This is a genomic window from Solimonas fluminis, from assembly GCF_002930645.1.
Lineage (GTDB): Bacteria > Pseudomonadota > Gammaproteobacteria > Nevskiales > Nevskiaceae > Solimonas_A > Solimonas_A fluminis.
Window position 1 is genome coordinate 54,087 of sequence record NZ_PSNW01000006.1, and the last position, 21,919, is coordinate 76,005.

Below are 21,919 nucleotides of genomic sequence, written 5' to 3' on the forward strand. Positions count from 1 at the left end.
GCACAGATGCTCCATCTGTGCCCTGGTTCTGTGCCCTGCGGGATCAGCGCTCCGGCGGCAGGGCTGGGGGCGGGCGGGTGGTTTCGCGGTATTCGCCTTCGATGACCACCGGGCGGCGCAGGTCCGGGCGGGCGGCCGCCATGCGGCGGTCGATCTGCCGCGCCAGGCGGCGGCGCAGGGCCAGCAGCAGCAGCGCCAGTCCGTCGGACAGCAGGCCGGGCAGGATCAGCAGCAGGCCGGCGGCAAAGCCCAGCAGGCCCTCCATCATGGCGATGGCGGGCAGTTCGCCGCGCGACAGGGCGGCCCGCACCTGCTGCATCGCGGCCAGGCCATGGCGGCGCATCACCAGGACGCCGGCGGCCGCGCTGGCCAGCAGGTAGAGCAGCAGCCAGCCGCCGCCAAGGCCGCGGCCCAGGCGCAGCAGCAACAGGGTCTCGAGGAAGGTCCAGGCCAGCAGCAGGAGCAGGGGCATCGTCAGAAAAATCCGTGGGCGGTCGCCACTGTAGCGTAAGTGGCTGATTCAGTATGGGTTAAGGGCTCATCCATGATGATGGTATGACCGGGCAGGAGCCCGGCGAGTTTCCCACCACACGGAGAGTGAACCATGAAGCTGAAAGCCGCCATTGTGGCCGCCACCATCGGTCTGACCGGCCTCCCTCTGGCCGCCATGGCCGAGTCCAATGCCTCCAGCACGGCCAAGGAAGTGAAGGCCGATACGCAGCGCTACGCCAGCGACGCCAGCATCACCGGCAAGGTCAAGGCAGCGCTGATCCGCGAGAAGGACCTGAGCGCGATGGACGTCAACGTCGAGACCCAGAACGGCACGGTCCAGCTGTCGGGCTTCGTCGATACCAAGGACCAGCAGGATCGCGCCGAGAAGGTCGCCAAGTCGGTGACCGGCGTCAAGGACGTCAAGAACGATCTGCGCCTGAAGTCCGGGTCGTAAGTCCGGCGGGGCCGGGAGGAGGCCGCCCGTTCGCCGCGGGTGGCTCCTCCCGGCTCAGTCGTAGCGTTCGCCGAAGGGCAGTTCCAGCCCGAAGCCGATGCCGAAGGAGCCCTCGCGCTCCTGCGAGCGAAGTTCGCGCGGGAAGGTGTAGCCCAGCACCCATTCGCCCCAGAGGCGCTCGTGCATGATGGGGTGGCGCAGGATGGTCTGGACGCCGTACTCCTTCAGCGGGACCTCCGCTCCGGTGGAGCCGCGGACGAAGCCCTCGTAGGCGATGGCGCGCCGCTTCTCCAGCGCCTTGTAGTGGATCAGCGCGCTGTGCCAGTCCACGCCCTCGGATTCCTGCGTGACGGTGGAGACGTTGGCCCAGCGCAGCAGGCGGGTATCGCTCAGCACCTTGCTGAAGTCGAAGCCGGTGGTGAAGCCGAAGCCGTCGTCGGTGTTCCAGAAGGGCGTGGCGCGCAGGTACAGCAGGTGTTCGTCATTGGACCAGGGGATGTAGCCCACGCGGTTCTGCACGAACAGCATCGGTGATCCCAGGCCGCGCACGCCGACGCGGAAGTCCGAGCGGAAGTTGCGGTTGCCCGGCAGCGAGTAGCCCAGGCCGGCCAGCCAGGCGTCGTCGCCCTCCAGGCTGGGGAACTGCGAGCGCAGGCCGAAGCGCTCCGTGCGGTCGCGCAGGAAGGCGTCGCTGTCGTCGCGCCCGAAGAAGCCCGAGAGTCCGTGCTTGATGTTGGGAAAGTCGGCGCGCACGTTGAGGCGCACGCGCGTCTTGTTGCCGTAGAACTCCGACCAGTCGTGCGACAGCTGCAGCCGGCCGTTGGCCTGGCGCGCGGTCCCGACGTGGTACTCGTCGCCGAACAGTCCGTCGATCCACATCGCGGTGGCGCAGGTCATTTCCTCCAGGCGCCGGCGTGCGAGATCCACACGCACCTCGTCCTCCGGCGGCTCCTGGTCGCAGGCGGTGTTGGGCTTCACCTCGTCCTTGCCGACCACCACGTCCGGCGCGGTGCCGCCCGAGCCCGGCAGCACCGGGTCGCTGGTGAAGACGCGCTCGGGCGGTTGCGGCGCCGTGGCGGGCGCGATCTTGTCGATGGTGGCGGACGCGGCAGCCAGGGGCGGCGGCGCTTCGGCCGGCTTCTGCGGATTGCCGGCGCAGCCCGTCATGGCGCCAAAGGCCAGCAGCAGGAATGCGGGGCGCGGGCAGCTTCGCCCGCGCGGGCTCCGGACGGTATTCATCGACCCCTTCCCTGGGTTGTCCAATCGGTCCATCGCAATGACCGTGGCCCGGGGCTTCCGGTTCCTCGGGCGGCTCGCCAGCCGCCAGGCAATCGCTGACAATCCCGCATCAGCTTTTTATTCATGCTTTTCTCCTCGGGAGCTTTGTATGCGATTTTCGGAAATCCTGCAGGCCATGGCCGGCAGCGGCGGTGCGTGGACCGCGAGCGTCGGCGAAGAGTGGCTGCAGGGGCGCACCGTGTTCGGCGGCCTGCAGGCAGCGATCGCGGTGAAGGCGATGCGCGGCCTGGTGCCGGCAGGCTTGCCCCTGCGCACCTTGCAGACCAGCTTCATCGCGCCGCTGGGCGCGGGCAGCTTCCGCGCCGAGGCGCGCGTGCTGCGCAGCGGCAAGTCCGCCACGCAGGTGGAGGCGCGGCTCTACGACGGAGAACAGGTGGCCTGCCATGCATTGGGCATCTTCGGCAGTTCGCGCGAGTCGGCAGTCCATGTCGAGCTGCCCTATCCGGAGGTGCCGAAGGATTTCGACGGCGCCCGCGAGATCCCCTTCATCCCCGGTGCCACGCCGGTGTTCACCCGGAATGTGCGCATGCGCTGGGCCAGCGGCACCTTTCCGTTCCAGGGTTCCACCGTGCCCCGGACGCAGATCTACGTCAGCCTGCGCGACGAGCCTTCCTGCGACGAGTTGCTGCTGATCGGACTGGCCGACATCATCCCGAGCCCGGGCCTGTCGCTGCTGAAGAAGCCGGCCCCGGCCAGCTCGCTGACCTGGACGCTGGAACTCTTCAGCGAGGAGTACGACGGCAGCGCCGCCGATCCCTTCCTGGTGGATGCCGAGGTAGTGAGCGCCGCCAACGGCTACATCAGCCACAGCACCACGGTCTGGAGTCCGGCGAAGCGCCTGCTCGGCCTGAGCCGCCAGAGCGTCGTGGTCTTCGGCTAGCCGCGGAGCATCGACATGCGAGAAGACGGCATTCCCAACGTGGTCGGCGTGGCGCTGGGCAGCGGCTCCGCGCGCGGCTGGGCGCATATCGGCGTGCTGCAGGGTCTTGAGGCCATCGGCGTGCGGCCCCAGGTAGTGGCCGGCACCTCCATCGGCGCCTTGGTCGGCGCGGTCTACGTCTCGGGCCAGCTCGACGAGTTCGCCGAGTGGGTGCAGACGCTCAGCGCCCGCGACGTCTTCAACCTGATGGACTTCACGCTGTCCGGCGGCGTGGTCAAGGGCGAGCGCCTGTTCGGCTTCTTCGAGGAGAGGCACAAGAATCCCGAGATCAAGTCGCTGGAGCAGCGCTACGTCAGCGTCGCCACCGAGATGAAGAGCGGGCGCGAGGTCTGGATCACCCATGGCCCGATCCTGCCGGCGGCGCGTGCGTCCTGCGCGCTGCCCGGCGTGTTCCCGCCGGTGAAGTTCGACGGGCGCTGGATGCTCGATGGCGGCCTGGTCAACCCGGTACCGGTATCCGCGGCGCGCGCGCTCGGCGCCGACGTGGTGATCGCGGTGAACCTCAACGCCCAGCTGGTCGGCGCGCACCTGGCGCGTCCGCCGCCGGAGGAGCCCGAGGTGGAAACACCGGCCAAGGTCGAGCGCACGCTGTGGCAGCGCGCGGTGACCTACCTCTCCAGCGGGGACGGCGAGAACCCGAGCTTCTTCGATGTGGTGGGCGCCAGCGTCAACATCATGCAGGACCGCATCACGCGCAGCCGCATGGCCGGCGACCCGGCGGAGATCACGCTGGCACCCGCGCTCGACGACTACGCGCTGATGGACTTCCACCGCGCCGGCCAGGCCATCGCCGAGGGGCGCCGCCTGGTCGAGGAGAATGCCGCGATGATCCGGGCCTGGGCCGGACTGCCGGCCCTGGAAGAGGATGCGCCCGAGAGCGACTAGGCCTGCCGGTGCTACCGCGGCGGCGGTGATTGCCTAGCGGGCCGGGTTGACCTCGACGGTCACGTGGACCAGCTCCTCGTGTATGGCGAGCTGGCGGCGGAAATCCTCGGGCAGCGCCGGCGAGGCGGTAGTCACGCCGAGGATGCAGGCGAACCTGTCGCGGCCCACGCGCCAGACGTGCAGGTCGCTGATCTCCGCCGGGATCGGGCTGTCGCGCACGGCCTCGCGGATTTCCTCGACCACCGGTGCGTCCATCTCCGCATCGAGCAGGGCGCGGCCCGACTCGCGCAACAGGCCCGCGGCCCAGACCGACACCAGCGCCGCGCCGACCAGGCCCATCGCCGGGTCCAGCCAGCCCCAGGCCCAGTATTTGCCGCCCAGCAGGGCCGCGATGGCCAGCACCGAGGTGGCGGCGTCGGCCACCACGTGCAGGTAGGCCGCACGCAGATTGATATCGTGATGGTGGTGGCCGTGCTCACGCCCATGTCCATGTCCGTGGTCATGGCCGTGATGGTGGTGGTCATGGCTGTCGCGCAGCAGCCAGGCGCAGGCCAGGTTCACCAGCAGGCCGGCGACGGCGATGGGGATCGCCTCGTCGTAGCGGATGGGAGCCGGTTCGATGAAGCGCGCAAGGGACTGCCAAGCCATGGAAACGGCCACCAGCAGCAGGAGCACGGCGCTGGTATAGCCGGCCAGTACTTCGATCTTCCAGGTTCCGAAGGCGAAGCGCGAGTCGCGCGCCAGGCGCCGCGCCATGACGTAGGCGAACACCGACAATCCCAGCGCCAGCGCATGCGAACTCATGTGCCAGCCATCCGCCAGCAGGGCCATCGAATTGAAGCGCCAGCCGGCCGCGATCTCCACGACCATGGCCGTGGCGGTCAGCACCGTGGCCCACAGCGTGCGGCTTTCCGCTCCCCGGTGGCTGTCGTTGAAGGCATGGGAATGGGCGGGGGCATTCATCGGGCAATCTCTTGTATACTCCCCCCTAGTATATAGGAGGATCGGGTCATGGCGCATATCGCGCGTGATGCCAAGGCGCTGACGGCGCGCATCCGGCGCATCAGGGGGCAGCTGGGCAGCCTCGAGGAGGCCCTGGCGGGAGATGCCGACTGCGTGGCCGTGCTGCAGCAGATCGCCGCCGTCCGCGGCGCGGTGAACGGGCTGATGGCCAAGGTGCTGGAGGATCACCTGCGCGAGCATTTCGCGCCGGTGGAGGGAACGGACGCCGACGAGATGGAGCAGCTCGTCGGGATCATCGGCTCCTACCTCAAGTAGGAGGGCTGCCCGGAGCCGCGCCGGGCTGCTGCCGGAGCCGCAGCAGCAGGTAGAAGGCGAAGCCGGTGGCTACCCCGGGGGCAATGCCCAGCAGCAGCGCGATCCAGCCGTGGCGGATGCCGAGCGTGCTGCGCTCCCAGGCGACCCAGCTGGCCAGCACGCACCAGCACAGGATCGCGTCCAGCGCATAGCCCGATGCATAGGGATTGACGAAGCCGGCGGCGAACCCGCCCAGGATGTCGCCGTCGCGCAGCAGGGCCGGCATCACGACGAGGTTGAAGGCGACGGCGAAGCCGAGGCCGAACACCCACAGCAGCGCCTGGTAGAGGTTACGGCTCATCGGATTCTCCTGGATTTGCGCATCGGCCGGACCGATCTTAGCCTGAGCGCCGTGCGCAAGATCATTCACGTCGACATGGACGCGTTCTACGCCTCGGTGGAGCAGCGCGACGATGCCTCGCTGCGCGGCCGGCCCGTGGTCGTGGCTTGGCGCGGCAACCGTTCCGTGGTCTGCGCCGCCTCCTACGAGGCCCGCAAGTTCGGCGTGCGTTCCGCGATGCCGGCGGTGCGCGCCGAGCGCCTGTGCCCGGACGCGGTCTTCGTGCCGCCGGACTTCACGCGCTACCGCACTGTGTCGCGCCAGGTGCGCGAGATCATGCGCCGGCATACGGACCTGGTGGAGCCGCTGTCGCTGGATGAGGCCTACCTGGACGTCACCGTCAACAAGCAGGGCCTGCCCAGCGCCACCGACGTGGCCAAGGCGATCCGCGAGGCGATCCGCGAGGAACTGCAGCTCACCGCCTCGGCCGGCGTGGCGCCCAACAAGTTCCTGGCCAAGCTCGCTTCGGACATGCGCAAGCCCGACGGCCTGTTCGTGATCCGTCCGGCCGATATCGATACCGTGCTGCCGCCGCTGCCGGCGGCGCGCATCCCCGGCATCGGCAAGGTGACCGACAGGCGCCTGGAGCAGATCGGCGTACGCAGCATCGCGCAGTTGCGCGAGTTGACCCTGGGGCAGCTGGTGCAGCAGTTCGGGCGCTACGGACAGCGGTTGTATGAACTGGCGCGCGGCGTCGACGAGGAGCCGGTGGTGCCCGACCGGCCTCTGCAATCGATCTCGGCGGAGGACACCTTCGAGCGCGACGTGTCGCTGGCGGAGACCGAAGCCGCGATCCGGCGGCTGGCGGAAAAGACCTGGGCCGGTACGCGCAAGACGCAGCGCGTCGGCCGCACGGTGGTCCTGAAGCTCAAGACCGCGGACTTCCGCATCCTCACGCGCAGCCACACACCGGCGTCGCCGCCGTCATCGGCCGAGGAGCTGACGAGCATCGCGCTGTCGCTGCGCGAGCGCGTCACTGGCGAGGAGAAGACCCTGTACCGGCTGGTGGGTGTTGGGCTGTCGAACTTCCGGGAGCAGGAGCCTGCCGATCAACAGGCGGCCTTCGTGCTGGAGTGACGGAGATGTCTGCTTCCAGCCCAATGCCGCCAGTCGGCACTCACGATTTACCTTCCCAGAAGCGGACGTTGAACTTGCGGATTGGCCCGGCGATAGTGCAGACACAAGCATAAGAAATCAGGGCCTTGCGGATGGCTCCGCTGACAAAAGCCGCCGAACTGCAGCGGTTAATTTCCGCTACTACGCATTGGGACCAAAAGAACTGGCAGCTATGACTAAAACTTTTGAGGCGCTTGGCATACCGTTTCCTCTGTTCGCGGCTCCAGTCACCCAAGCAAGGGGGTACATCAACCAGGGCCAATGCACAGTCTGCAACTCCTCAGCTGAGCACTGTTTTCGCCTCGGCATCGGCTGTTTCGTAGTAGTGCCGTGCTCACACTGCAATACAGCCGTGGGTTTGGATGCTGACGATCGAGTATCCGGTACTTGTCCGGAGTGTGGCGTGACCGTGCCATTTCCAAAGGCAGAGGGGAATATCACTACCTGTTACTCGTGTCTGCGCCAAGGTAGAGCTGCCATCGGAAAGGATTCTGCGTTCGGAATGATTTCTTGGCAGCAGGCTATGGAGGGTGTCACGCACGGCGCTCCTGAGCTAGAAGCCCAAGGTTACGAACTCATTGATAAGGGCGATGATTGGTATGGAGTAAGGCTGCCCAAAGAACTCATGCTTGAACTGCTGCGGACGCCGAGTTACGTCACTTGGCAGGGCGATGTATGGCAATTCTGCTGCGGTGCTCCAATGTCCTTCATTGGCGAGTGGAGCAAAGCAGACTTCAACAACGCCGCCCAGGACGGAGCTGGCAGGGCCCTGTTCGCACAGGTGATGTCTGAGGACGCGCTCATGGTGTGGGACCGTAATGATCTTGGTGAGGGTTCTTACTGCTACGTCTTTCGATGTCCGGGCTGCAAAGCTCTAAAGGCTCACATGGATATGTCGTGATGCTTGGAGTCAGAAAATGCTTGCAGTGGGACGTCCTCGCCTTCAGCGAGGCTGCCCCTGGAGCTGGACGTTGAACAGCCCAGGAGCTGACGTTCGCGACCTGCCGCTTCTGGCACTTGGTGGCCGGCCGCTGGCAACGGATGCCAATCCGGAAGCCGCCCGCTGCTGCGCCGGCTGAAGCTACGAATCCTCCATTCCCACGCCACAAGCTCGTGAATCTGATGAGGCTCCTGCTCAAGCGGCGCTGTTCGCGGCGTAGGCCGGAGCGGCGGAGCGCGGCTCCCGCGTGCTCCACCAGATGCAGGCCAGCAGCGCCACCTGGATCACCAGGCGTGCCCACAAGGCTGCCGGCGGGAAGTCCGGGTACAGCTCCGGGTTCAGCGTCATGTGGACGTTGGCCGGCGTCACGCAGAGCGTCAGCAGGAACAGGCCGTTGCCGGCCCATTGCCGGACCTGCGGGATCAGGATGCCCACCGCGCCCAGGATCTCGAAGGCGCCGCTGAGGTAGACCAGCAGGCGCGGGTCCGCGGGAATCCAGGGCGGCACGATGCCGGCGAAAAAGTCGGTGATGACGAAATGCCCGATTCCGCCGAAGAAGAACCAGCAGAAGACGATGCCCAGGCCGATCTTGCGCAGCAGGTCGCGATCCATGGGGATTCTCAGAGCGGGCGGGTGGCGCGGCGCAGCTGGTAGAGGTCCTCGACGCCGTCGCGGCAGCCGTCGATGAAGGCCTCCGGATACTGGCCGTTGCAGGGGGTGGCGTCCACCAAGTTGGCGCGCTGGGCCCACTGGTAGCCGTCTTCGTGGCTGCTGCAGTTGCCTTGGCAGGCGGAGGAGACGGTGGTCTGCCCGGGGGCGGTGGCGCAGCCGGCTAGCAGGGCCAGCGGCAGGACGAGCGGGACGAATTTTTTCATGTCGGGATTCCGGTTCAGCGGCGGCGCATCAGGCCGTCGTCGATCATCTGCTGGAAATGCTCGACCACGGTCTGGTCGATCGGGCGGTAGCTCAGGCCCAGCTTCTCGCGGCTGCGGCGGTTGTCGATGCGCAGCGGCAGGCCGACGTTCTGCCTGACGAAGCTGCGCTGCAGGCGCGCTAGCGGCGCCACCAGCCAGACCAGGAAGGTGGGCGTTTCCTTGCGCGGGAAGGGGTATTGAGGGAATTTGCCGCGCAGCACGGTGCCGAGTTGCAGCAGGCTGCGCTCGCCGGCACAGACGATATGGCGGCCTTCGGCGGCGGGGTTGTAGCCGGCCAGGATGTGGGCCTGGGCCACGTCGCGCACGTCCACCACGCCCATCACCAGCTTGGGCGCGCCGGCGCGCATGGTGCCGTTGCCCAGCTGCTTCATGGTGCTGATGCTGGTGGAGGCGCTGCTGCGGGCCAGCGAGGGGCCCAGCACCAGGGCCGGGTTGATCGTGACCAGGTCCCAGCGCGACTGCGCCTTCTGGATCTTCCAGGCCTCGCGCTCCGCGGCGACCTTGGAGTAGGAGTAGGGCTGGTGGCTGACGCTGCTGCTGGTGTTCCAGTGCTCCTCGGTGAACACGCCGCCGGGGACCGCCTTCAGGTCGGCGTTGTCGCCGAAGATGCCGGCAACGCTGCTGGTCAGCACGACGCGCTTGACACTGGATACGCGGTTGCAGGCTTCCAGCACGTTGCGCGTGCCCTCCACGGCGGGGCGCACCAGGGCCTGGTTGGCGTCGGTGAAGCCGGTGATGATGAAGGGCGAGGCGGTATGCATCACCAGCTCGCAGCCCTGCATGGCGGCGTCGTAGGCACCGGGCGTCAGCAGGTCGGCCTTGAACAGCTTCAGCTGGCCGGGATGGGCGTCGGACAGCGCCTTGAGATGCTCCAGGCCCTTGGGCTTGGCCGGATCTCGCACCGTGCCGTGCACGGTATGGCCGGCTTCCAGCAGGTATTTGACGATCCAGCCGGCGATGTAGCCGCTGGCGCCGGTGACCAGCACGGGGGCGGTCTTGGAGATTTCGGTCATGGCAGGGTCTTGTTGTCGTGCTTGAGGCCGGCATGGTGCCATGGCCGCCCCCGCCCTGCATTGACCCTCAGGCGTCGAGAAAGTGCAGTCCGGTCATGCGCTCCGACCAGGCCCAAAGGCGGTCGGCCGCGGAGGGGTCGCGGGCCTCGGGGCGGCAGGCGGCCTTCTTGGGGTAGCCGGTCAGTTCCTTGTAGCCGCCAGGGCCCCAGTAGTCGCCGCCGGCGACGCCCGGCGCCGTGGCCGCGTACAGCGCGGGCAGGGCGCCCATGGCCGGCGCCTGCGCGAACAGGCGGGTGGCCAGGCGCATGAAGACATTGCCGATGTCGAGGTTGGTGGCGGTATAGCCCGGGTGGGCCGCCACGGCGGTCACCGGCAGGCCGGCGCGGCGCAGGCGGCGGTCCAGGCCGAAGGTGAACTGCAGCGTCGCCAGCTTGCTGGCGCCGTAGGCGTCCATTTCCTTGTAGGCCCGCCGCTCGTAGAAGGGGTCGTCCAGGTCCACGCCGGCGGTGAGGTTGTGGGCGAGGCTGGCGGTGTTGAGGATGCGCGAGCCCGGTGCCGCCGCCAGCCGCTCCAGCAGCAGTCCGGTCAGCAGGAAGGGACCCAGGTGATTGGTGCCGATATGGGTCTCGAAGCCGTCGCCCGTCCGGCCCCGCGGCGCCATGATCGCGGCGCCGTTGTTGACCAGCAGGTCCAGCCGGGAGTGACGGGCCGCGAAGCCGGCGGCGAAGTCGCGGATCGAGGACAGGTCGGCCAGGTCCAGGGCCATGATCTCGGCCCGGGCACCGGGCGCGCGCCGCTGGATTTCCGCCACGGCGCCCTCGGCCCGTGCCAGGTTGCGGCAGGCCAGAACCACGCGGGCGCCGGCGCCGGCCAGGCCCGCGGCGATCTCCAGTCCCAGGCCGCGGTTGGCGCCGGTGACCAGCGCCAGACGGCCGGACAGATCGGGAATGTCGCGAAGCGTCCACTGCGAAGCCATGTGGGGTCCCCCCAAGGTGTCCGGGCATTGCAGCAGAGCCGGGGCGGCGCCGACTCAGCCGTTTGCATCAGCCGGCCGTCACTTTCACCTCGACGGTCATGCCCAGGTAGTCCTCCGGCAGGCCGGTGTAGCTGCCGCTGAGGGGCACCGCCTGCCCGGCGTCGCGGGCCACGGCCACGCGGATCAGGTTGCGCCCGCCGACCAGGGCATTGGTGGGGTCGAACTCGATCCAGCCGGCACCCGGCAGGAAGATCTCCGCCCAGGCGTGGGTGGCGCCGCCACCGACCAGGCCATCGCCCGCGTCCACCAGTTGCTCGTCGTAGAGGTAGCCGGAGACGAAGCGTGCCGCCAAGCCCAGGCTGCGTGCCGCCTCCATCTGGAACAGCGCGAAGTCGCGGCAGCTGCCGCTGCCCAGCTGCAGGGTCTCCACAGGCGCCTGCACCCCCATCTCCTCGCGGCGGGCGTACTGGAATTCCTTCTTGATGGCCTTGGTCATCGCCACCAGCGCGTTGAGCGTGCCGGAGCCGGTCTTGCGGCCGACGAAGCGCTTGGCCCAGGCGTCGATGCGGTGGTCGGGATCGGGGTAGTGGCGCTCCTTGGTGCGCCCCAGGTCCGCCACTTCCTCGGCCGGGTAGCTGAAAGGCAGCTTGCGGGCGTATTCCTCGATCAGGATGTCCTGCGGCACGGCCGGGTAGTGCTCCGCGCGGAACGTGGACAGGAAGCACAGTTCCTGTGCCGGCTCCTGGAAGCTGGCGATGGCAATGGAGTTGCCGAAGACGTCGTGCAGCCAGCGCACGCTGGCTGCCGGCGTGATCGACAGACCCGTCTCCAGCAGGCGCAGGTCGTGGCTGTCGCGCGGACGGCACATCAGGCGGTGGTCGTTGAAGGCGACCGGTTTCGCATAGCGGTACAGCGTCTTGTGCTCGACGCTCAGGATCGCCATGGGCGTGCTCCCTCCGGGATGTCGTTGCTCAGGGCTTTTCGGGGACTTCCGGCCAGCGTTGCGGGACCAGGCGCAGTTTCGAGATGTCGTAGCCCATGGCGATGATGCGCTGCTTCAGCTCGCGCAGCTGCGCTTCGGGAATCTGCGGTTGCCGCGCCATCAGCCAGAGGTAGTCGCGCTTGCTGCGCGCCACGATCACCACGGAATAGTCCTCGGCCAGCCAGGCGATCAGGTACTCCGCCTTGATCGGCCAGATGAACTGCACGCCCCATTCGGCGTTGGTCTGCCGGTTCACCACGAAGGCCTTGGACGTCATGGTCTTGCGCGGACCGTCGAAGGTTTTCTTGCGGTAGGTGAAGGTGGTGGGAATGTTGCCGTCCGCGTCGAGGCGGTAGTTCTCCACCGAGTTGACCGCGTCCTTCTCGATCCAGGGCGGGATGTTGGCGATCACATACCAGTCGCCCATGAAGCGCTGCAGATCCACCGAGGCCACGGTGGCCAGGGGCGGGTGGTGGGCGCGGTTCATGCTGCAACCGCCCAGCATGAACGCCAGCAGCAGGACGGACAGCTTCCGCATGGACAGGCTCCGGTCATGGCAAGGGGCGGAGTGCCAGGCACTCCGCCCCTCCAGCTTACGCGATCAGCCCGCGATGTCAGTTGACGGAGTTCTCACGCCGTTCCTCCCGGCGCTGCTGACGGTCCTCGCGGCGGTCGGCGGCGGCCTCGCGGCGGTCCTGGCGGCGCTCCTTGGCGTCATTGTTGGCGTCCTGGAGCGCGTCCACCGTGTCCTGGCGGCGATCCTGCACGCGATCCTCGGCGTTGCGCAGGGCCTCGCGGCGATCATCGGCGCGATCCTGGCGTTTCTCGGCCCGGTTCTCCCGGCGATCCTGGCGGGCATCCTGGCGGTCGGCAGCGCGGTCCTGGCGCTGGTCGATGCGCTCGTTCACGTTGCTGCCGCTGTCGCCGCCGCCCGGCACCTGGGCGGACACCATGCAGCTCAGGCCCAGCAGGGTCGCCGCCAGGCCGCATTTCAGTGAGGTCTTCATCCTTGATTCCTCTTTTGTCATGAATGGCGGAACAATCCCTGTCCCGGAAGCGGCCATGCAGCCGATTCGCCACATTTGACGCCGCCCCGCCGTGAGGGTTCCGTGGCCGTTCAGCCGCGGTCCGGTATCGCTTGAACGGCGACTGAACGGCCTTCAGCCGTGAACCGCGGTGCCCGAGTAGACGTAGGTGAAGGCGCGCGGGCCGGGCAGGTAGCGCGCATGCAGTTCCTGCACGCGGAAGCCGCCGGCGGCGATCAGGGACGGGATGTCGCGGTTGAGATGGCAGCCGCCGGCAATGGGCTTCCACAGCGGCGTCAGGCGCTCCTGCCAGCGGCGCGGGCCGGCGTCCGGCGCGGTGCCGTGTTCGCAGAACAGCAGTTCGCCGCCCGGCTTGAGCACGCGCCGCATCTCCTCCAGCGCCGACACCGGATCGGGAATCGTGCACAGGGTGAAGGTGGTGACCACGGTATCGAAGCTGGCCGTCTCGGCGCCGATCTGCTCGATCACCAGCGGCAGGGTTTCGACGGGAATCGCGATCGCCTGCGCGCGGCGCTGGGCCAGCGGATGCATCTGTGCCGCCGGATCGACGCCGCAGATGTGCTGCACCTTGGACGCGTCGTAGAACGACAGGTTGAGCCCGGTGCCGATACCGATCTCCAGGACACGGCCCCGCGCGCGCGGCACGATTTGCGAACGGGCCTTCATCACGTCGCCCATGCCGCAGGCGCATTCGATCAGATGGGGCAGGATGTGGCGGTCGTAGAAACCCATGGGCGCTCAGGCGGGCAAGTTCGCCGCTAGCCTAGCGGTCCCTCCGCGCAGGCTCAAATGGGGCGTGCTCCGGCTGTGGTTTGCGTGCATGCTGCGGTCATAAAAACGATTACCGGGGAGAGACCATGCGGATTCGATCGGCGGTGCTGATGGGGGCTCTGCTGCTGGCCGCTTGCGGCGGCGACGGCGGCGGAAGCGAAGACGCGGTGCCGCGCGTGGAACTGGAGGACCTCTGCGTCAACTCGCAGTGCGGCGAACGCACCGTGCTGCTCGACATTCCCGGCGCCGAGAACCTGATCTTCTCGCGGCAGGGCCGCCTGTTCGTCAGCAGCGGCTCCGGGGTGTTCGAGATCCACAAGAACGCCGACGGCAGCTTCCGTGCCGACAGCATCTCCCCGGAAAGCTGCGGCTACACCGGACTGGCGATCCGCGGCGACCATCTGTACGCCTCCTGCGGCGATGGCCGCTTCTGGGCCGCGCGTCTCGATGCCGCGCCGCGGTTGCGCCTGATCCACACCATGAGCGGCATGTGCATCGCCAACGGCACGGCGCTGGGCGCCGACGGCCGCATCTACGTGGTCGACGAGCCGCTCAACGTCTGCGTGCCGGACCCCAAGATCAAGCGCCTCACGATCGATCCGGCCGATCCGCTGAAAGTGACCGACGAGGAAGTGTTCGTCCAGGGCAGCGCGCTGGGGCTGCTGTCGGTAGGCATCGGCAACCTGCTGCGCTTTCCCAACGGCCTGCAGGCCGAGGGCAACCGCTTCTACGGCACCGACGGCGGCAGTATCTTCTCGGTGGACTTGCTGCCTGACGGAACGGCCGGCGAGGTCACGCCGATCCTGTTCGAGGCGGACATCCACGACGACCTGGGCATCGCCGGGGACGGCCTGCTGCTGGCGAACTTCCTGACCGGCCGCATCACGCTGATCTCCAAGGATGGCGAGATCCTGCAGGCGACGGCACCGGGCACGTTCACGTTCCCGTCCTCGGTGCGCCTGGGGCGCCCGCCGATGTTCGAGCCCACCGACATCCTGGTCACCGAGACCGGCGTGCTGGCGGACCAGAGCCTGCCGCTGGACCACCTGAGCCTGTTCCGGCGCAAGGCGGTTCCCCAGGGCGATGGGCCCTAGTTGAAGGCGGTGTAGGCGATGCGGGCCCGCTGCTCGAACAGGAAGGACGGGGCCACGCCGAAGTGGTCGCGGAAGGCGCGCGAAAGGTGCGCCGAATCGGCGAAGCCGGCGCCATGCGCGGCGGCGGTCAGGCTGCCGCCGCGCATGGCGCAGCCCAGGGCCTCGCGCAGGCGCCGCCACAGGACGTAGCGCCGCAGTGGCACGCCGACCTGCTCGCTGAACAAGTGGGCGAAGTGGCTTTCCGACAGGTGCACGGCCTGCGCCACGTCCGCGATGCGGACCGGCATTCCGAGGTGTTCGCCGATCCAGGCCAGTGACCGGGCGATGCGGGGGTCCAGCGGCGCCGGCGTGCCCGGCGCATCGTCGCCCAGCATCGCCGCCAGCGCGGCCTCGGCCTGGTCGGGACGGCCGTCTGCGGCGAGCGCCTGCAGCAGCGGCAGGTAGCCCGGCCTGCCCAGCGGCGAGATGCCGCCGGCATGGTGCTGTGCCAGGCGCCGGCATTCCCCGCTGTCGGCCTCCAGGTAGAGGAAGGCCGTGGGCCGGGTACCGGCATCGAGCTGGTGGGGCTGGTCGGCGGTCACGAAGAAGCCGGGCGCCTGCTGCCAGGCCTGGTCCTCCGCCGCGCGCATGCGCAGCGGCGCCTCCAGGCCCAGGCAGAGCTGCGCGGCATGGTGGCGGTGATTGTCGGTGCCGACGCCGGGGCCGATCAGCAGCAGGCGCTGCGGCCAGGCGAAGAGGCGGAACAGGATGGTCATCCCGCTAGGTTGGTGCAGGTCCGCAGGTTTGTTCAAGCCGGGCCGCGGGCGGGAGCCGGAAGATGGCCGCCATCGAGGAGGCTTCCATGAACCTGTTGCGGACCCTGCTGCGCTACCTGAGTTTTCCGCTGTTCCTGCTGGGCGGCAATGCCGTGATGATCGGGCTGGTCGCCGCCGGGGCGCCGCTGTGGCAGCCGCTGGCGGCGCTGTCGGCCGCGGTGCTGCTGATGATGGCGATCGAGCGGATCATCCCCTGGCAACGGGATTGGAACCGTCCCCAGCAGGACGGCTGGCGCGATGTGGCGCATGCCCTGGTCAACACGGCGTCCTACCATCTCGGCATCCTGCTGCTGCCGCTGCTCGCGGGGCTGGCGCCGGCCGGCCTGTGGCCCTCCGGCTGGCCGTTCTGGCTGCAGGTGGTGGCGGCCCTGCTGGTGCTGGACCTCGGCGTCTCGGCAGCGCACCACGCCAGCCATCGCTGGAACTGGCTGTGGCGCTTCCATGCCGTGCATCACAGCATCCGCCGCCTCTACGGCTTCAATGGCCTGATGAAACACCCGGTGCACCAGTCGGTGGAAGCCTTGGCCGGTATCGCGCCGCTGCTGCTGCTGGGCATTCCGCAGCCGGTGGCGACGGCGGCGACTTTCTGCGTGGCGATCCAGTTGCTGCTGCAGCATTCCAACGCCGACTACCGCAGCGGTCCGCTGAAGTATGTCTTCGCCAATGCCGAGGTTCACCGCTTCCACCACGTCAACCGGCCGGGCGAGGGTGACGTCAACTTCGGCCTGTTCACCACGCTCTGGGATCACCTGGCCGGCAGCTTCCGCTACGAGCCCGGCCGGGCGCCGCGGAGCACGGCCGAGGTGGGCCTGGCGGACCGTGGGGACTACCCGGACGGCTACCTGGCGCAGCTGCTCGAACCCTTCAGGCCGGAGCGCCCTCGCGGTTGATGGCATCCACCTGGCCGTTCAGCGTCCACAGGTCGTAGAGCAGGCCCAGGCCGAACAGTCCCACGGTGCAGAGCCAGAGCAGGCCGGTGACCCACTTGCCGAGGTAGAAGCGGTGGATGCCGAGCACGCCGAGGAAGGTCAGCAGCAGCCAGGACACGGTGTAGCTCTTGGGGCCGGCGCGGTAGCGGCGTTCCGCGCTGCGCTCCATCGACGGAATCAGGAACAGGTCGATGATCCAGCCGATGAACAGCAGCCCCAGCGTGAAGAACCAGAGGGTGCCGGTGATCTGGCGGCCGTAGTAGAAGCGGTGTGCGCCGATGAAGCCGAAGATCCAGGTGAGGTAGCCGACCAGGAGGCTGTGAGTGTCGTTGCGCGCGTCGTTCATGCGGAATTCCTTGTTTTCGCGCGGAGAATCCCGCGTTTAGCGGGCATTCAGCAAGCCCCGGTATGCTGCAGTGCGTTCATTCATCGACAAGGAGCGTCTCTCATGAACACCCGTAATATCACGCTGCGCGCCCTGCTGCTGGCCAGCGCCCTGGGTCTCGGATTCGGCGTCGCCGCCTGCAAGAAGGAAGAGCCCACGCCCATGGAGAAGGCCGAGGAGAACGTCAAGGACGCCTTCGACGCCCGTCCCAACGAGCAGCTCAAGGATGCTGGCGAGGACGCCAAGTCGGCCATGGAGAATGCCGGCGACGCCGTCGAGCAGAAGGCCGACGAGTTGAAGCAGGACCCGCCGCCGGCCGGCCAGTAAGGCCGGGAGCCGGGTCTCAGGTCGCCATCACGCCGCGTCTCGGCGCGGCGGTGCCGAAGGTCTCGGCCGTCAGCGGTGCGCCCAGATCCCCCAGGACCGCCCGGTGCTGGGGGATCGGTGTGCGCAGCGTCTTGTGCTCGTAGGCCTTGAGCCGTTCGAAGGCGTCCAGCGCCAGCGCACGCTCCACCAGCGCGGAGCTTCGCGGCCAGCGTACGGGGTCCGGCTGCCAGCGGGCGAAGCCGGCGTTGCGGAAGAATGCCGCCACGGCGATGTCCGCAATGGACAGCTCGCCGAAGATCCAGCCCTGCGACGGCATCTGCGTCTCCAGGTAGTCCATCACCCGGGGCAGATCCTCTTCCAGGGTCTTCTGCAGCCGCACAGGGTCGGTGGGCTTGCCCCAGACATGGGGATTGATGGCGACCTCGTTGTACAGCTGCCAGATGATCACGTCGCCCATGCGCGTGTCGGCGTATTCCTCCAGCCAGCGCGCGCGGGCCCGGTCGGCGATGCCGGCGGGGTAGAGTGCGGGAGAGGGGTAGCGGTCCTCCAGGTACTGGCAGATCACCGAGGAATCGCTCAGCGTCACCTGGTCGTCGATCAGCACCGGCACGCGGCGGATCGGGCTGATCGCGCTGAAGCGCTCATCGCCGGTGAAGGGAACGATCGGGTCGATGCGGTAGGCGATGCCCTTCAGGTGCAACACCGCCAGCACCTTGCGCACATAGGGCGACAGGTAGCTGCCGATGATCGTGGTCGGGGTGGTCATCGCCGCCGTCTCCGGGAGAAGATGCCTCCATCTTCCCACGAAGGCCGCGGCTTCGCTCAAAGCCGGCTGGGCAGGGCCGCGCGGATGCGCTCGGCAGTCTCTCCCGCCAGCGACTTGGGGATCGTGCCGGCGATGCGCCGCTCCAGTTGTCCATCCATGCGCCGGCGCAGCAAGCCGAGGAAGCTAGGCTCCGCCACCACGTAGAGGCGCTCGGCCTGCGTGTCGCGCAAGGCGGCTTCCACGCCCTGGCAGACCGAGGCGGCGAACTCCTCGATGCGATGCTGCTTCATCGAGCCTCCGCCGAAGGCGGAATGACCGCCTTCGGTGGGGCGGTGATTGCGCCGGCCGCCATCGTCGGCAACCAGGTCGCCCTCGTGCAGGCGCGCTTCCGGATTGGCCAGGCTGGCGTAGTCCCTCAGGGGCGAGTCGGGCGTCACCGCCGCCAGGATGCGCGCACGGGCGGCATCGGCCGCGATCACCAGGGAGGCACCCTGGCGCGGGATCGGTGCGGACATGCGGCCTCCTAGAGCGCGGAACTCGGGCGCGCGGGCTTCTCGGCAGGGCGGCGCTCCAGGCGGTCCGCCTGGCGTGCCGACGGGCCGCGCGCGTCCGCGCCGTGGTCGGGCGTGGCGCGATCGGCGTTCAGGGCGCCCAGGATCGCGTCATTGGGATCGCGGGCGGTTTCGGGTTTGCGCGGCGCTTCGGCGCCGTTTCTGTTCGCCATCCTTGGCATGGGATTCTCCTTTGCAATCTGCGGGCGGGCTTACGGCTCCCTCAAGGATGGGACCGCAGGCCGCCGGGATAATTCCCTAGACCGGAAGGGTGAAGCGGAACACGGATCCCGGATAGCCCGGTTCCACCCAGATGCGCCCGCCGTGGCGCTCGACGATCTTGCGGCAGATGGCCAGGCCGATGCCGCTGCCCGGATAGACCTCGCGGGTATGCAGCCGCTGGAACAGCACGAAGACGCGCTCCGCATAGAGCGGATCGATGCCGATGCCGTTGTCGCGCACCGAGAACTGCCAGAAGTCCGCATCCGGCTGGACGTCGATGTCGATCTGCGGCGCTTCCTGGCCGCGGAACTTGATGGCGTTGCCGACCAGGTTCTGGAACAGCTGGGTGATCAGCTGGCCCTGCACGGGCAGCGTCGGCAGCGGCTGGCGCCGGATCACCGCACCGCTCTCGGCGATGGTCGTGCGCAGGTTGGCGAGCGCGGCGTCGAGCAGCCGGTCCAGCGAGGTGGGCTCCGGCTGCTGCTTCTCGCGGGTCACGCGCGAGTAGGTGAGCAGGCCCTCGATCAGCTGGCGCATGCGCTGCACCTCGTCGGTGATGTAGCCGACGAATTCGTTGGCGTCCGGATCGCGTCCGCTGAAGCGGCGCGCCAGCAGCTGCGTGAAGCTGGCTACGGTGCGCAGCGGCTCCTGCAGGTCATGCGAGGCGACGTAGGCGAAGTGTTCCAGCTCGGTATTGGAGCGCGCCAGTTCCTCGGCGCGTTCGGCCAGCTCGGCGGTGGCGCGCTTGCGCTCGGTGATGTCCTCTGCCGTGCCGGCGACGCCGATCACCGTGCCGCCCTTCATCAGCGGGGCGTTGCTGAACACGATCGTGGTCAGGCTGCCATCCTTGCGCTGGATCGGCGTCTCGACGTTGTTGGCGGCACCGCGGCCGCTGGCCGCCGCGTCGAACAGGGCCTGCACCAGCGGCCGCTGCTCCAGCGGGATCAGCGGCAGGAAGCTGCGGCCCAGCAGTTCCTGCTCCTCGTGGCCGGTGATCACGCAGGTCTGCCGGTTGACCAGCGTGAATCGCCCCTGCAGGTCGAAGGCGAAGATCGCATTGGTGGCGCTCTGCATGACCTTGTTGCGGAACTCGGTGGTTTCCCGCAGTCCCTCCTCCGCCAGGCGCCGCCGCACGATCATCTCGTTGAACACGGTGGCCAGCTCGCCCAGTTCATCCCCGGAGCGCACCTCGATGCGATGCGTCAGGTGGCCCTGGGAGACCCGCAGGGCCCCCTCGCGCAGCGCCAGGATGCTGCGCCGCAGGTCCTGCGAAACCACCCAGGACACCAGCAGGCCCGCCGCCAGCAGCACGGCGGCGAACAGCGCGATCAGCAGCGGCAGGCCGTGCTGCATCCAGCGTGCGGCGGAACCGATGGCCACGGAGAAGCGGCGTTCCAGCGGTGCCACGGCGGCGTTGATCGTGGCGATGCGTTGCAGCAGATGTTCACGCCGTTCCGGCGTCAGTGATCCGGCGGCATGCGAGCGCTTCAGCTCGTCGGCGATGACTTCCAGCTCCAGCAGGCGGCGCTCCGCCTCGCGCCAGACCTGCACCGCGGTGTCGAGTTCGTCGATCCAGCGGAAATGGCGGAACAGGAAGATCATGTCCGGCACGTCCTGCTCGGCATTGCCGCCGGCGACGAAGCCGCGGCGGACGGTAGCCTCGTTGTAGGAGCGCCGCTCCATTTCCAGGCGGGCCTCGCGGTCGCCCAGCGGGATCGCGATGGCTTCCCGGTAGAGCCGGTAGTCGTCGGTGCGGCCGTACTGGGCGTAGCGGCTCAGGTAGTAGACCGCGTCCTTCTGTCCCTTGGACCAGAGGCCCTCGCCGCCGACGTAGGCCCGCGCACCGCTGGCCAGGCGCAGGCTGAGCGTGACCACGGCCACCAGGGAGAACACGATCGCCACGAATACCACCACGATCGCCGCCAGCTTGGCGGTGATCGAGAGGTGGTGCGTCCGTCCCCCGAGGAACATGCGTGGCCGCGTCAGCGCAGCAGTTCGTAGGGGCCGCCCTTCTGCAAGGCCCGCTGATAGGCAGGGCGTGCGTGGATGCGCTGGAGGAAGCCGGCCAGGTTGGGCGGCACGTCGCCGCCTCGCGCCGCCAGCGCCTCGGCCGGGAAGCTCATCTGGATGTCGGCCGCGCTGAACTCCCTGCCGGCGAACCAGCCGGTCTTGCCCAGCTCGTTCTCGATGAAAGCGACATGGGTGCGCAGGTTGGGGCCGAGGAACATCTTGTCCACGCCCCCGACGATGCCGCGCGCCACCGGCCGCACCAGTGCCGGCGTGCCCTTGGGCACCTGGCTGAGGACCAGCTTCATCACCAGCAGGGGCATGATCGAGCCCTCGGCATAGTGCAGCCAGTAGCTGTACTGCAGCCGCTCCGGGCTGCCCTCGGCCGGGACCAGCCGGCCCTGGCCGTAGCGGCCCACCAGGTACTCCAAAATGGCGCCGGATTCGGCCACGGTGTTGCCGCCATCGGTGATCACCGGGGACTTGCCCAGGGGATGGACCGCCTTGAGTTCCGGCGGTGCCAGCATGGTCCTGGCGTTGCGCTCGTAGCGCTTCACCTGGTACTCCACGCCCAGTTCCTCCAGAAGCCAGAGCACGCGCTGCGAGCGGGAGTTGTTGAGATGGTGGACGGTGACCATGGCAGTCCTCTGCGGCAAGGGTTCGTCCGTCATCAAAGCACAGATGGGCGGCAGCGTCATGTAGACAAGCCGCCCATCCGGGGCGGGATATCAGATGTCGGTGCGGCGCTGGGCCCAGAGGCGCAGCAGGCCCTTGATGGCCAGGTGCACGAGCGCGTAGATGCCGATGGCCAGCAGCAGCGGCAGGACCAGGGTGCCGCCGGTTTCCAGGGCCGGGCTGGCGACGATGCCCTTGAACGGCAGGAACAGCGGCTCGGTGATGCCCTTGACGAAGCGCACGAAGCCGGCGCCCTCGCGGGCGCCGATCAGCGCCAGCGTGAAACGCAAGCCCAGCAGGGCGTAGAGCACCCAGAAGACGTAGTCCACGACCTGGCCGGCGCGGGCAATGGCGCGCAGCTGGATGACTTCGCGCTCGCGGTCGGAAACCTCGTCGATCAGGCGCCGCTGCAGGTCCGCCGCGACGGCGTCGATCCGCTGCTGCTCGTTCTGCAGGCCGTCCTGGGCCTGCGCCGCGATCTGCGAATCCACCCGGGTTTCGAGTCGGGACTTCAGGGCATGATGCTGGGCGGCCCGGCGGGCCTCGTCCTGAGCCAGTGTCGTATCCATGGCACGATCCTTCCGAGATCAAGCGGCCTTCCTGGCCGCCGGTCCATGATGGAAGGGGGCGGTGAACGCCGTC

At 68.3% G+C, this 21,919-nt stretch carries 29 protein-coding genes; 9 read left to right on the forward strand and 20 right to left on the reverse strand.

Annotated features, from left to right (window positions below):
- Positions 1 to 43: 43 nt before the first annotated feature.
- Positions 44 to 472: an FxsA family protein gene (locus C3942_RS11950; RefSeq protein WP_104230575.1), complete on the reverse strand. Its 429-nt coding sequence runs from the start codon at positions 470 to 472 to the stop codon at positions 44 to 46.
- A gap of 132 nt (positions 473 to 604) precedes the next feature.
- On the opposite strand from C3942_RS11950, the gene C3942_RS11955 reads away from it, so the two are divergent.
- Positions 605 to 946, forward strand: a complete 342-nt coding sequence (locus tag C3942_RS11955; protein ID WP_104230576.1) for a BON domain-containing protein — start codon at positions 605 to 607, stop codon at positions 944 to 946.
- A 54-nt stretch (positions 947 to 1,000) separates the two neighbouring features.
- Here C3942_RS11955 and C3942_RS22065 read toward each other — a convergent pair whose 3' ends face one another.
- Complete coding sequence (locus C3942_RS22065; RefSeq protein ID WP_165797428.1) at positions 1,001 to 2,185, reverse strand: hypothetical protein; 1,185 nt, start codon at positions 2,183 to 2,185, stop codon at positions 1,001 to 1,003.
- Between the two features lie 148 nt (positions 2,186 to 2,333).
- Between C3942_RS22065 and C3942_RS11960 the strand changes: the two genes are divergently transcribed.
- Both C3942_RS11960 and C3942_RS11965 read left to right on the forward strand, forming a co-directional pair.
- Complete coding sequence (locus C3942_RS11960) at positions 2,334 to 3,125, forward strand: acyl-CoA thioesterase (RefSeq protein WP_165797429.1); 792 nt, start codon at positions 2,334 to 2,336, stop codon at positions 3,123 to 3,125.
- A gap of 15 nt (positions 3,126 to 3,140) precedes the next feature.
- Positions 3,141 to 4,070 (forward strand): patatin-like phospholipase family protein, encoded by a 930-nt coding sequence (locus C3942_RS11965; protein WP_104230578.1) that lies wholly within the window; start codon positions 3,141 to 3,143, stop codon positions 4,068 to 4,070.
- 33 nt (positions 4,071 to 4,103) lie between these two features.
- On the opposite strand, the gene dmeF is transcribed toward C3942_RS11965, so the two are convergent.
- Positions 4,104 to 5,033, reverse strand: a complete 930-nt coding sequence (gene dmeF / locus C3942_RS11970) for a CDF family Co(II)/Ni(II) efflux transporter DmeF (RefSeq protein WP_104230579.1) — start codon at positions 5,031 to 5,033, stop codon at positions 4,104 to 4,106.
- 48 nt (positions 5,034 to 5,081) lie between these two features.
- On the opposite strand from dmeF, the gene C3942_RS11975 reads away from it, so the two are divergent.
- Positions 5,082 to 5,348, forward strand: a complete 267-nt coding sequence (locus C3942_RS11975) for a metal/formaldehyde-sensitive transcriptional repressor (RefSeq protein ID WP_104230580.1) — start codon at positions 5,082 to 5,084, stop codon at positions 5,346 to 5,348.
- On the opposite strand, the gene C3942_RS11980 is transcribed toward C3942_RS11975, so the two are convergent.
- Positions 5,341 to 5,688 (reverse strand): DUF2834 domain-containing protein, encoded by a 348-nt coding sequence (locus C3942_RS11980; RefSeq protein ID WP_104230581.1) that lies wholly within the window; start codon positions 5,686 to 5,688, stop codon positions 5,341 to 5,343. The two genes, C3942_RS11975 and C3942_RS11980, sit on opposite strands and share 8 nt — an antisense overlap.
- Before the next feature lie 42 nt (positions 5,689 to 5,730).
- Between C3942_RS11980 and dinB the strand changes: the two genes are divergently transcribed.
- Together dinB and C3942_RS11990 are read left to right on the forward strand one after the other, a co-directional pair.
- Positions 5,731 to 6,804: a DNA polymerase IV gene (gene dinB, locus C3942_RS11985; RefSeq protein WP_104230805.1), complete on the forward strand. Its 1,074-nt coding sequence runs from the start codon at positions 5,731 to 5,733 to the stop codon at positions 6,802 to 6,804.
- Between the two features lie 442 nt (positions 6,805 to 7,246).
- Positions 7,247 to 7,744 carry a CbrC family protein gene (locus C3942_RS11990; RefSeq protein WP_165797430.1) on the forward strand — a complete coding sequence of 166 codons (498 nt, stop codon included), beginning with the start codon at positions 7,247 to 7,249 and terminating at the stop codon, positions 7,742 to 7,744.
- Between the two features lie 234 nt (positions 7,745 to 7,978).
- Here C3942_RS11990 and C3942_RS11995 read toward each other — a convergent pair whose 3' ends face one another.
- The 8 genes from C3942_RS11995 to C3942_RS12030 form a co-directional block, all read right to left on the reverse strand.
- Positions 7,979 to 8,395 carry a DoxX family protein gene (locus C3942_RS11995; RefSeq protein WP_104230583.1) on the reverse strand — a complete coding sequence of 139 codons (417 nt, stop codon included), beginning with the start codon at positions 8,393 to 8,395 and terminating at the stop codon, positions 7,979 to 7,981.
- A gap of 8 nt (positions 8,396 to 8,403) precedes the next feature.
- Entirely contained in the window at positions 8,404 to 8,658 is a 255-nt protein-coding gene (locus C3942_RS12000) for a hypothetical protein (RefSeq protein WP_104230584.1), read from the reverse strand.
- 14 nt (positions 8,659 to 8,672) lie between these two features.
- Entirely contained in the window at positions 8,673 to 9,731 is a 1,059-nt protein-coding gene (locus C3942_RS12005) for an SDR family oxidoreductase (RefSeq protein WP_104230585.1), read from the reverse strand.
- A gap of 67 nt (positions 9,732 to 9,798) precedes the next feature.
- The gene (locus C3942_RS12010) at positions 9,799 to 10,707 is read right to left on the reverse strand and encodes an oxidoreductase (RefSeq protein WP_104230586.1); all 909 of its coding nucleotides are present in this window, start codon (positions 10,705 to 10,707) and stop codon (positions 9,799 to 9,801) included.
- A 67-nt stretch (positions 10,708 to 10,774) separates the two neighbouring features.
- Positions 10,775 to 11,650, reverse strand: coding sequence for a transglutaminase family protein (locus C3942_RS12015; protein WP_104230587.1), 876 nt, complete (start codon positions 11,648 to 11,650; stop codon positions 10,775 to 10,777).
- 28 nt (positions 11,651 to 11,678) lie between these two features.
- Positions 11,679 to 12,227, reverse strand: coding sequence for a lipocalin family protein (locus C3942_RS12020; RefSeq protein WP_104230588.1), 549 nt, complete (start codon positions 12,225 to 12,227; stop codon positions 11,679 to 11,681).
- A 76-nt stretch (positions 12,228 to 12,303) separates the two neighbouring features.
- Complete coding sequence (locus C3942_RS12025; protein ID WP_104230589.1) at positions 12,304 to 12,696, reverse strand: hypothetical protein; 393 nt, start codon at positions 12,694 to 12,696, stop codon at positions 12,304 to 12,306.
- A gap of 153 nt (positions 12,697 to 12,849) precedes the next feature.
- Positions 12,850 to 13,467: a class I SAM-dependent methyltransferase gene (locus C3942_RS12030; protein ID WP_104230590.1), complete on the reverse strand. Its 618-nt coding sequence runs from the start codon at positions 13,465 to 13,467 to the stop codon at positions 12,850 to 12,852.
- 125 nt (positions 13,468 to 13,592) lie between these two features.
- Here C3942_RS12030 and C3942_RS12035 point away from each other — a divergent pair, with 125 nt between their 5' ends.
- Entirely contained in the window at positions 13,593 to 14,600 is a 1,008-nt protein-coding gene (locus tag C3942_RS12035; RefSeq protein ID WP_133164295.1) for an SMP-30/gluconolactonase/LRE family protein, read from the forward strand.
- Here C3942_RS12035 and C3942_RS12040 read toward each other — a convergent pair.
- Positions 14,597 to 15,355, reverse strand: coding sequence for a helix-turn-helix transcriptional regulator (locus C3942_RS12040; RefSeq protein WP_104230592.1), 759 nt, complete (start codon positions 15,353 to 15,355; stop codon positions 14,597 to 14,599). The genes C3942_RS12035 and C3942_RS12040 overlap by 4 nt on opposite strands.
- 86 nt (positions 15,356 to 15,441) lie before the next feature.
- On the opposite strand from C3942_RS12040, the gene C3942_RS12045 reads away from it, so the two are divergent.
- Positions 15,442 to 16,305: a sterol desaturase family protein gene (locus C3942_RS12045; RefSeq protein ID WP_104230806.1), complete on the forward strand. Its 864-nt coding sequence runs from the start codon at positions 15,442 to 15,444 to the stop codon at positions 16,303 to 16,305.
- Here the strand turns inward: C3942_RS12045 and C3942_RS12050 are convergent.
- A complete protein-coding gene (locus C3942_RS12050; protein ID WP_104230593.1) occupies positions 16,280 to 16,690 on the reverse strand; it encodes a TM2 domain-containing protein in 411 nt (136 codons plus the stop codon). The genes C3942_RS12045 and C3942_RS12050 overlap by 26 nt on opposite strands.
- Positions 16,691 to 16,792: 102 nt before the next feature.
- On the opposite strand from C3942_RS12050, the gene C3942_RS12055 reads away from it, so the two are divergent.
- The gene (locus tag C3942_RS12055; protein ID WP_104230594.1) at positions 16,793 to 17,056 is read left to right on the forward strand and encodes a hypothetical protein; all 264 of its coding nucleotides are present in this window, start codon (positions 16,793 to 16,795) and stop codon (positions 17,054 to 17,056) included.
- 16 nt (positions 17,057 to 17,072) lie between these two features.
- Here C3942_RS12055 and C3942_RS12060 read toward each other — a convergent pair whose 3' ends face one another.
- The 6 genes from C3942_RS12060 to C3942_RS12085 all read right to left on the reverse strand — a co-directional run bounded on the left by C3942_RS12060 (position 17,073) and on the right by C3942_RS12085 (position 21,846).
- Complete coding sequence (locus tag C3942_RS12060; RefSeq protein ID WP_104230595.1) at positions 17,073 to 17,822, reverse strand: glutathione S-transferase family protein; 750 nt, start codon at positions 17,820 to 17,822, stop codon at positions 17,073 to 17,075.
- 56 nt (positions 17,823 to 17,878) lie between these two features.
- Positions 17,879 to 18,337 carry a host attachment protein gene (locus C3942_RS12065; protein ID WP_104230596.1) on the reverse strand — a complete coding sequence of 153 codons (459 nt, stop codon included), beginning with the start codon at positions 18,335 to 18,337 and terminating at the stop codon, positions 17,879 to 17,881.
- A gap of 8 nt (positions 18,338 to 18,345) precedes the next feature.
- Complete coding sequence (locus C3942_RS12070; protein WP_104230597.1) at positions 18,346 to 18,546, reverse strand: hypothetical protein; 201 nt, start codon at positions 18,544 to 18,546, stop codon at positions 18,346 to 18,348.
- Positions 18,547 to 18,631: 85 nt separating this feature from the next.
- The gene (locus tag C3942_RS12075) at positions 18,632 to 20,566 is read right to left on the reverse strand and encodes a sensor histidine kinase (RefSeq protein ID WP_104230598.1); all 1,935 of its coding nucleotides are present in this window, start codon (positions 20,564 to 20,566) and stop codon (positions 18,632 to 18,634) included.
- A gap of 11 nt (positions 20,567 to 20,577) precedes the next feature.
- Positions 20,578 to 21,240 (reverse strand): glutathione S-transferase family protein, encoded by a 663-nt coding sequence (locus tag C3942_RS12080; protein WP_104230599.1) that lies wholly within the window; start codon positions 21,238 to 21,240, stop codon positions 20,578 to 20,580.
- Positions 21,241 to 21,330: 90 nt separating this feature from the next.
- The gene (locus tag C3942_RS12085) at positions 21,331 to 21,846 is read right to left on the reverse strand and encodes a hypothetical protein (protein WP_104230600.1); all 516 of its coding nucleotides are present in this window, start codon (positions 21,844 to 21,846) and stop codon (positions 21,331 to 21,333) included.
- Between the last annotated feature and the right edge of the window lie 73 nt (positions 21,847 to 21,919).

What these genes read in the sequence shown, in the direction of transcription:
- C3942_RS11950 (WP_104230575.1), bottom strand. Translation starts at nt 472, where the DNA reads ATGCCCCTGCTCCTGCTGCTGGCCTGGACCTTCCTCGAGACCCTGTTG.
- C3942_RS11955 (WP_104230576.1), top strand. Translation starts at nt 605, where the DNA reads ATGAAGCTGAAAGCCGCCATTGTGGCCGCCACCATCGGTCTGACCGGC.
- C3942_RS22065 (WP_165797428.1), bottom strand. Translation starts at nt 2,185, where the DNA reads ATGAATACCGTCCGGAGCCCGCGCGGGCGAAGCTGCCCGCGCCCCGCA.
- C3942_RS11960 (WP_165797429.1), top strand. Translation starts at nt 2,334, where the DNA reads ATGCGATTTTCGGAAATCCTGCAGGCCATGGCCGGCAGCGGCGGTGCG.
- C3942_RS11965 (WP_104230578.1), top strand. Translation starts at nt 3,141, where the DNA reads ATGCGAGAAGACGGCATTCCCAACGTGGTCGGCGTGGCGCTGGGCAGC.
- dmeF (WP_104230579.1), bottom strand. Translation starts at nt 5,033, where the DNA reads ATGAATGCCCCCGCCCATTCCCATGCCTTCAACGACAGCCACCGGGGA.
- C3942_RS11975 (WP_104230580.1), top strand. Translation starts at nt 5,082, where the DNA reads ATGGCGCATATCGCGCGTGATGCCAAGGCGCTGACGGCGCGCATCCGG.
- C3942_RS11980 (WP_104230581.1), bottom strand. Translation starts at nt 5,688, where the DNA reads ATGAGCCGTAACCTCTACCAGGCGCTGCTGTGGGTGTTCGGCCTCGGC.
- C3942_RS11995 (WP_104230583.1), bottom strand. Translation starts at nt 8,395, where the DNA reads ATGGATCGCGACCTGCTGCGCAAGATCGGCCTGGGCATCGTCTTCTGC.
- C3942_RS12000 (WP_104230584.1), bottom strand. Translation starts at nt 8,658, where the DNA reads ATGAAAAAATTCGTCCCGCTCGTCCTGCCGCTGGCCCTGCTAGCCGGC.
- C3942_RS12005 (WP_104230585.1), bottom strand. Translation starts at nt 9,731, where the DNA reads ATGACCGAAATCTCCAAGACCGCCCCCGTGCTGGTCACCGGCGCCAGC.
- C3942_RS12010 (WP_104230586.1), bottom strand. Translation starts at nt 10,707, where the DNA reads ATGGCTTCGCAGTGGACGCTTCGCGACATTCCCGATCTGTCCGGCCGT.
- C3942_RS12015 (WP_104230587.1), bottom strand. Translation starts at nt 11,650, where the DNA reads ATGGCGATCCTGAGCGTCGAGCACAAGACGCTGTACCGCTATGCGAAA.
- C3942_RS12020 (WP_104230588.1), bottom strand. Translation starts at nt 12,227, where the DNA reads ATGCGGAAGCTGTCCGTCCTGCTGCTGGCGTTCATGCTGGGCGGTTGC.
- C3942_RS12025 (WP_104230589.1), bottom strand. Translation starts at nt 12,696, where the DNA reads ATGAAGACCTCACTGAAATGCGGCCTGGCGGCGACCCTGCTGGGCCTG.
- C3942_RS12030 (WP_104230590.1), bottom strand. Translation starts at nt 13,467, where the DNA reads ATGGGTTTCTACGACCGCCACATCCTGCCCCATCTGATCGAATGCGCC.
- C3942_RS12035 (WP_133164295.1), top strand. Translation starts at nt 13,593, where the DNA reads ATGCGGATTCGATCGGCGGTGCTGATGGGGGCTCTGCTGCTGGCCGCT.
- C3942_RS12040 (WP_104230592.1), bottom strand. Translation starts at nt 15,355, where the DNA reads ATGACCATCCTGTTCCGCCTCTTCGCCTGGCCGCAGCGCCTGCTGCTG.
- C3942_RS12045 (WP_104230806.1), top strand. Translation starts at nt 15,442, where the DNA reads ATGAACCTGTTGCGGACCCTGCTGCGCTACCTGAGTTTTCCGCTGTTC.
- C3942_RS12050 (WP_104230593.1), bottom strand. Translation starts at nt 16,690, where the DNA reads ATGAACGACGCGCGCAACGACACTCACAGCCTCCTGGTCGGCTACCTC.
- C3942_RS12055 (WP_104230594.1), top strand. Translation starts at nt 16,793, where the DNA reads ATGAACACCCGTAATATCACGCTGCGCGCCCTGCTGCTGGCCAGCGCC.
- C3942_RS12060 (WP_104230595.1), bottom strand. Translation starts at nt 17,822, where the DNA reads ATGACCACCCCGACCACGATCATCGGCAGCTACCTGTCGCCCTATGTG.
- C3942_RS12065 (WP_104230596.1), bottom strand. Translation starts at nt 18,337, where the DNA reads ATGTCCGCACCGATCCCGCGCCAGGGTGCCTCCCTGGTGATCGCGGCC.
- C3942_RS12070 (WP_104230597.1), bottom strand. Translation starts at nt 18,546, where the DNA reads ATGGCGAACAGAAACGGCGCCGAAGCGCCGCGCAAACCCGAAACCGCC.
- C3942_RS12075 (WP_104230598.1), bottom strand. Translation starts at nt 20,566, where the DNA reads ATGTTCCTCGGGGGACGGACGCACCACCTCTCGATCACCGCCAAGCTG.
- C3942_RS12080 (WP_104230599.1), bottom strand. Translation starts at nt 21,240, where the DNA reads ATGGTCACCGTCCACCATCTCAACAACTCCCGCTCGCAGCGCGTGCTC.
- C3942_RS12085 (WP_104230600.1), bottom strand. Translation starts at nt 21,846, where the DNA reads ATGGATACGACACTGGCTCAGGACGAGGCCCGCCGGGCCGCCCAGCAT.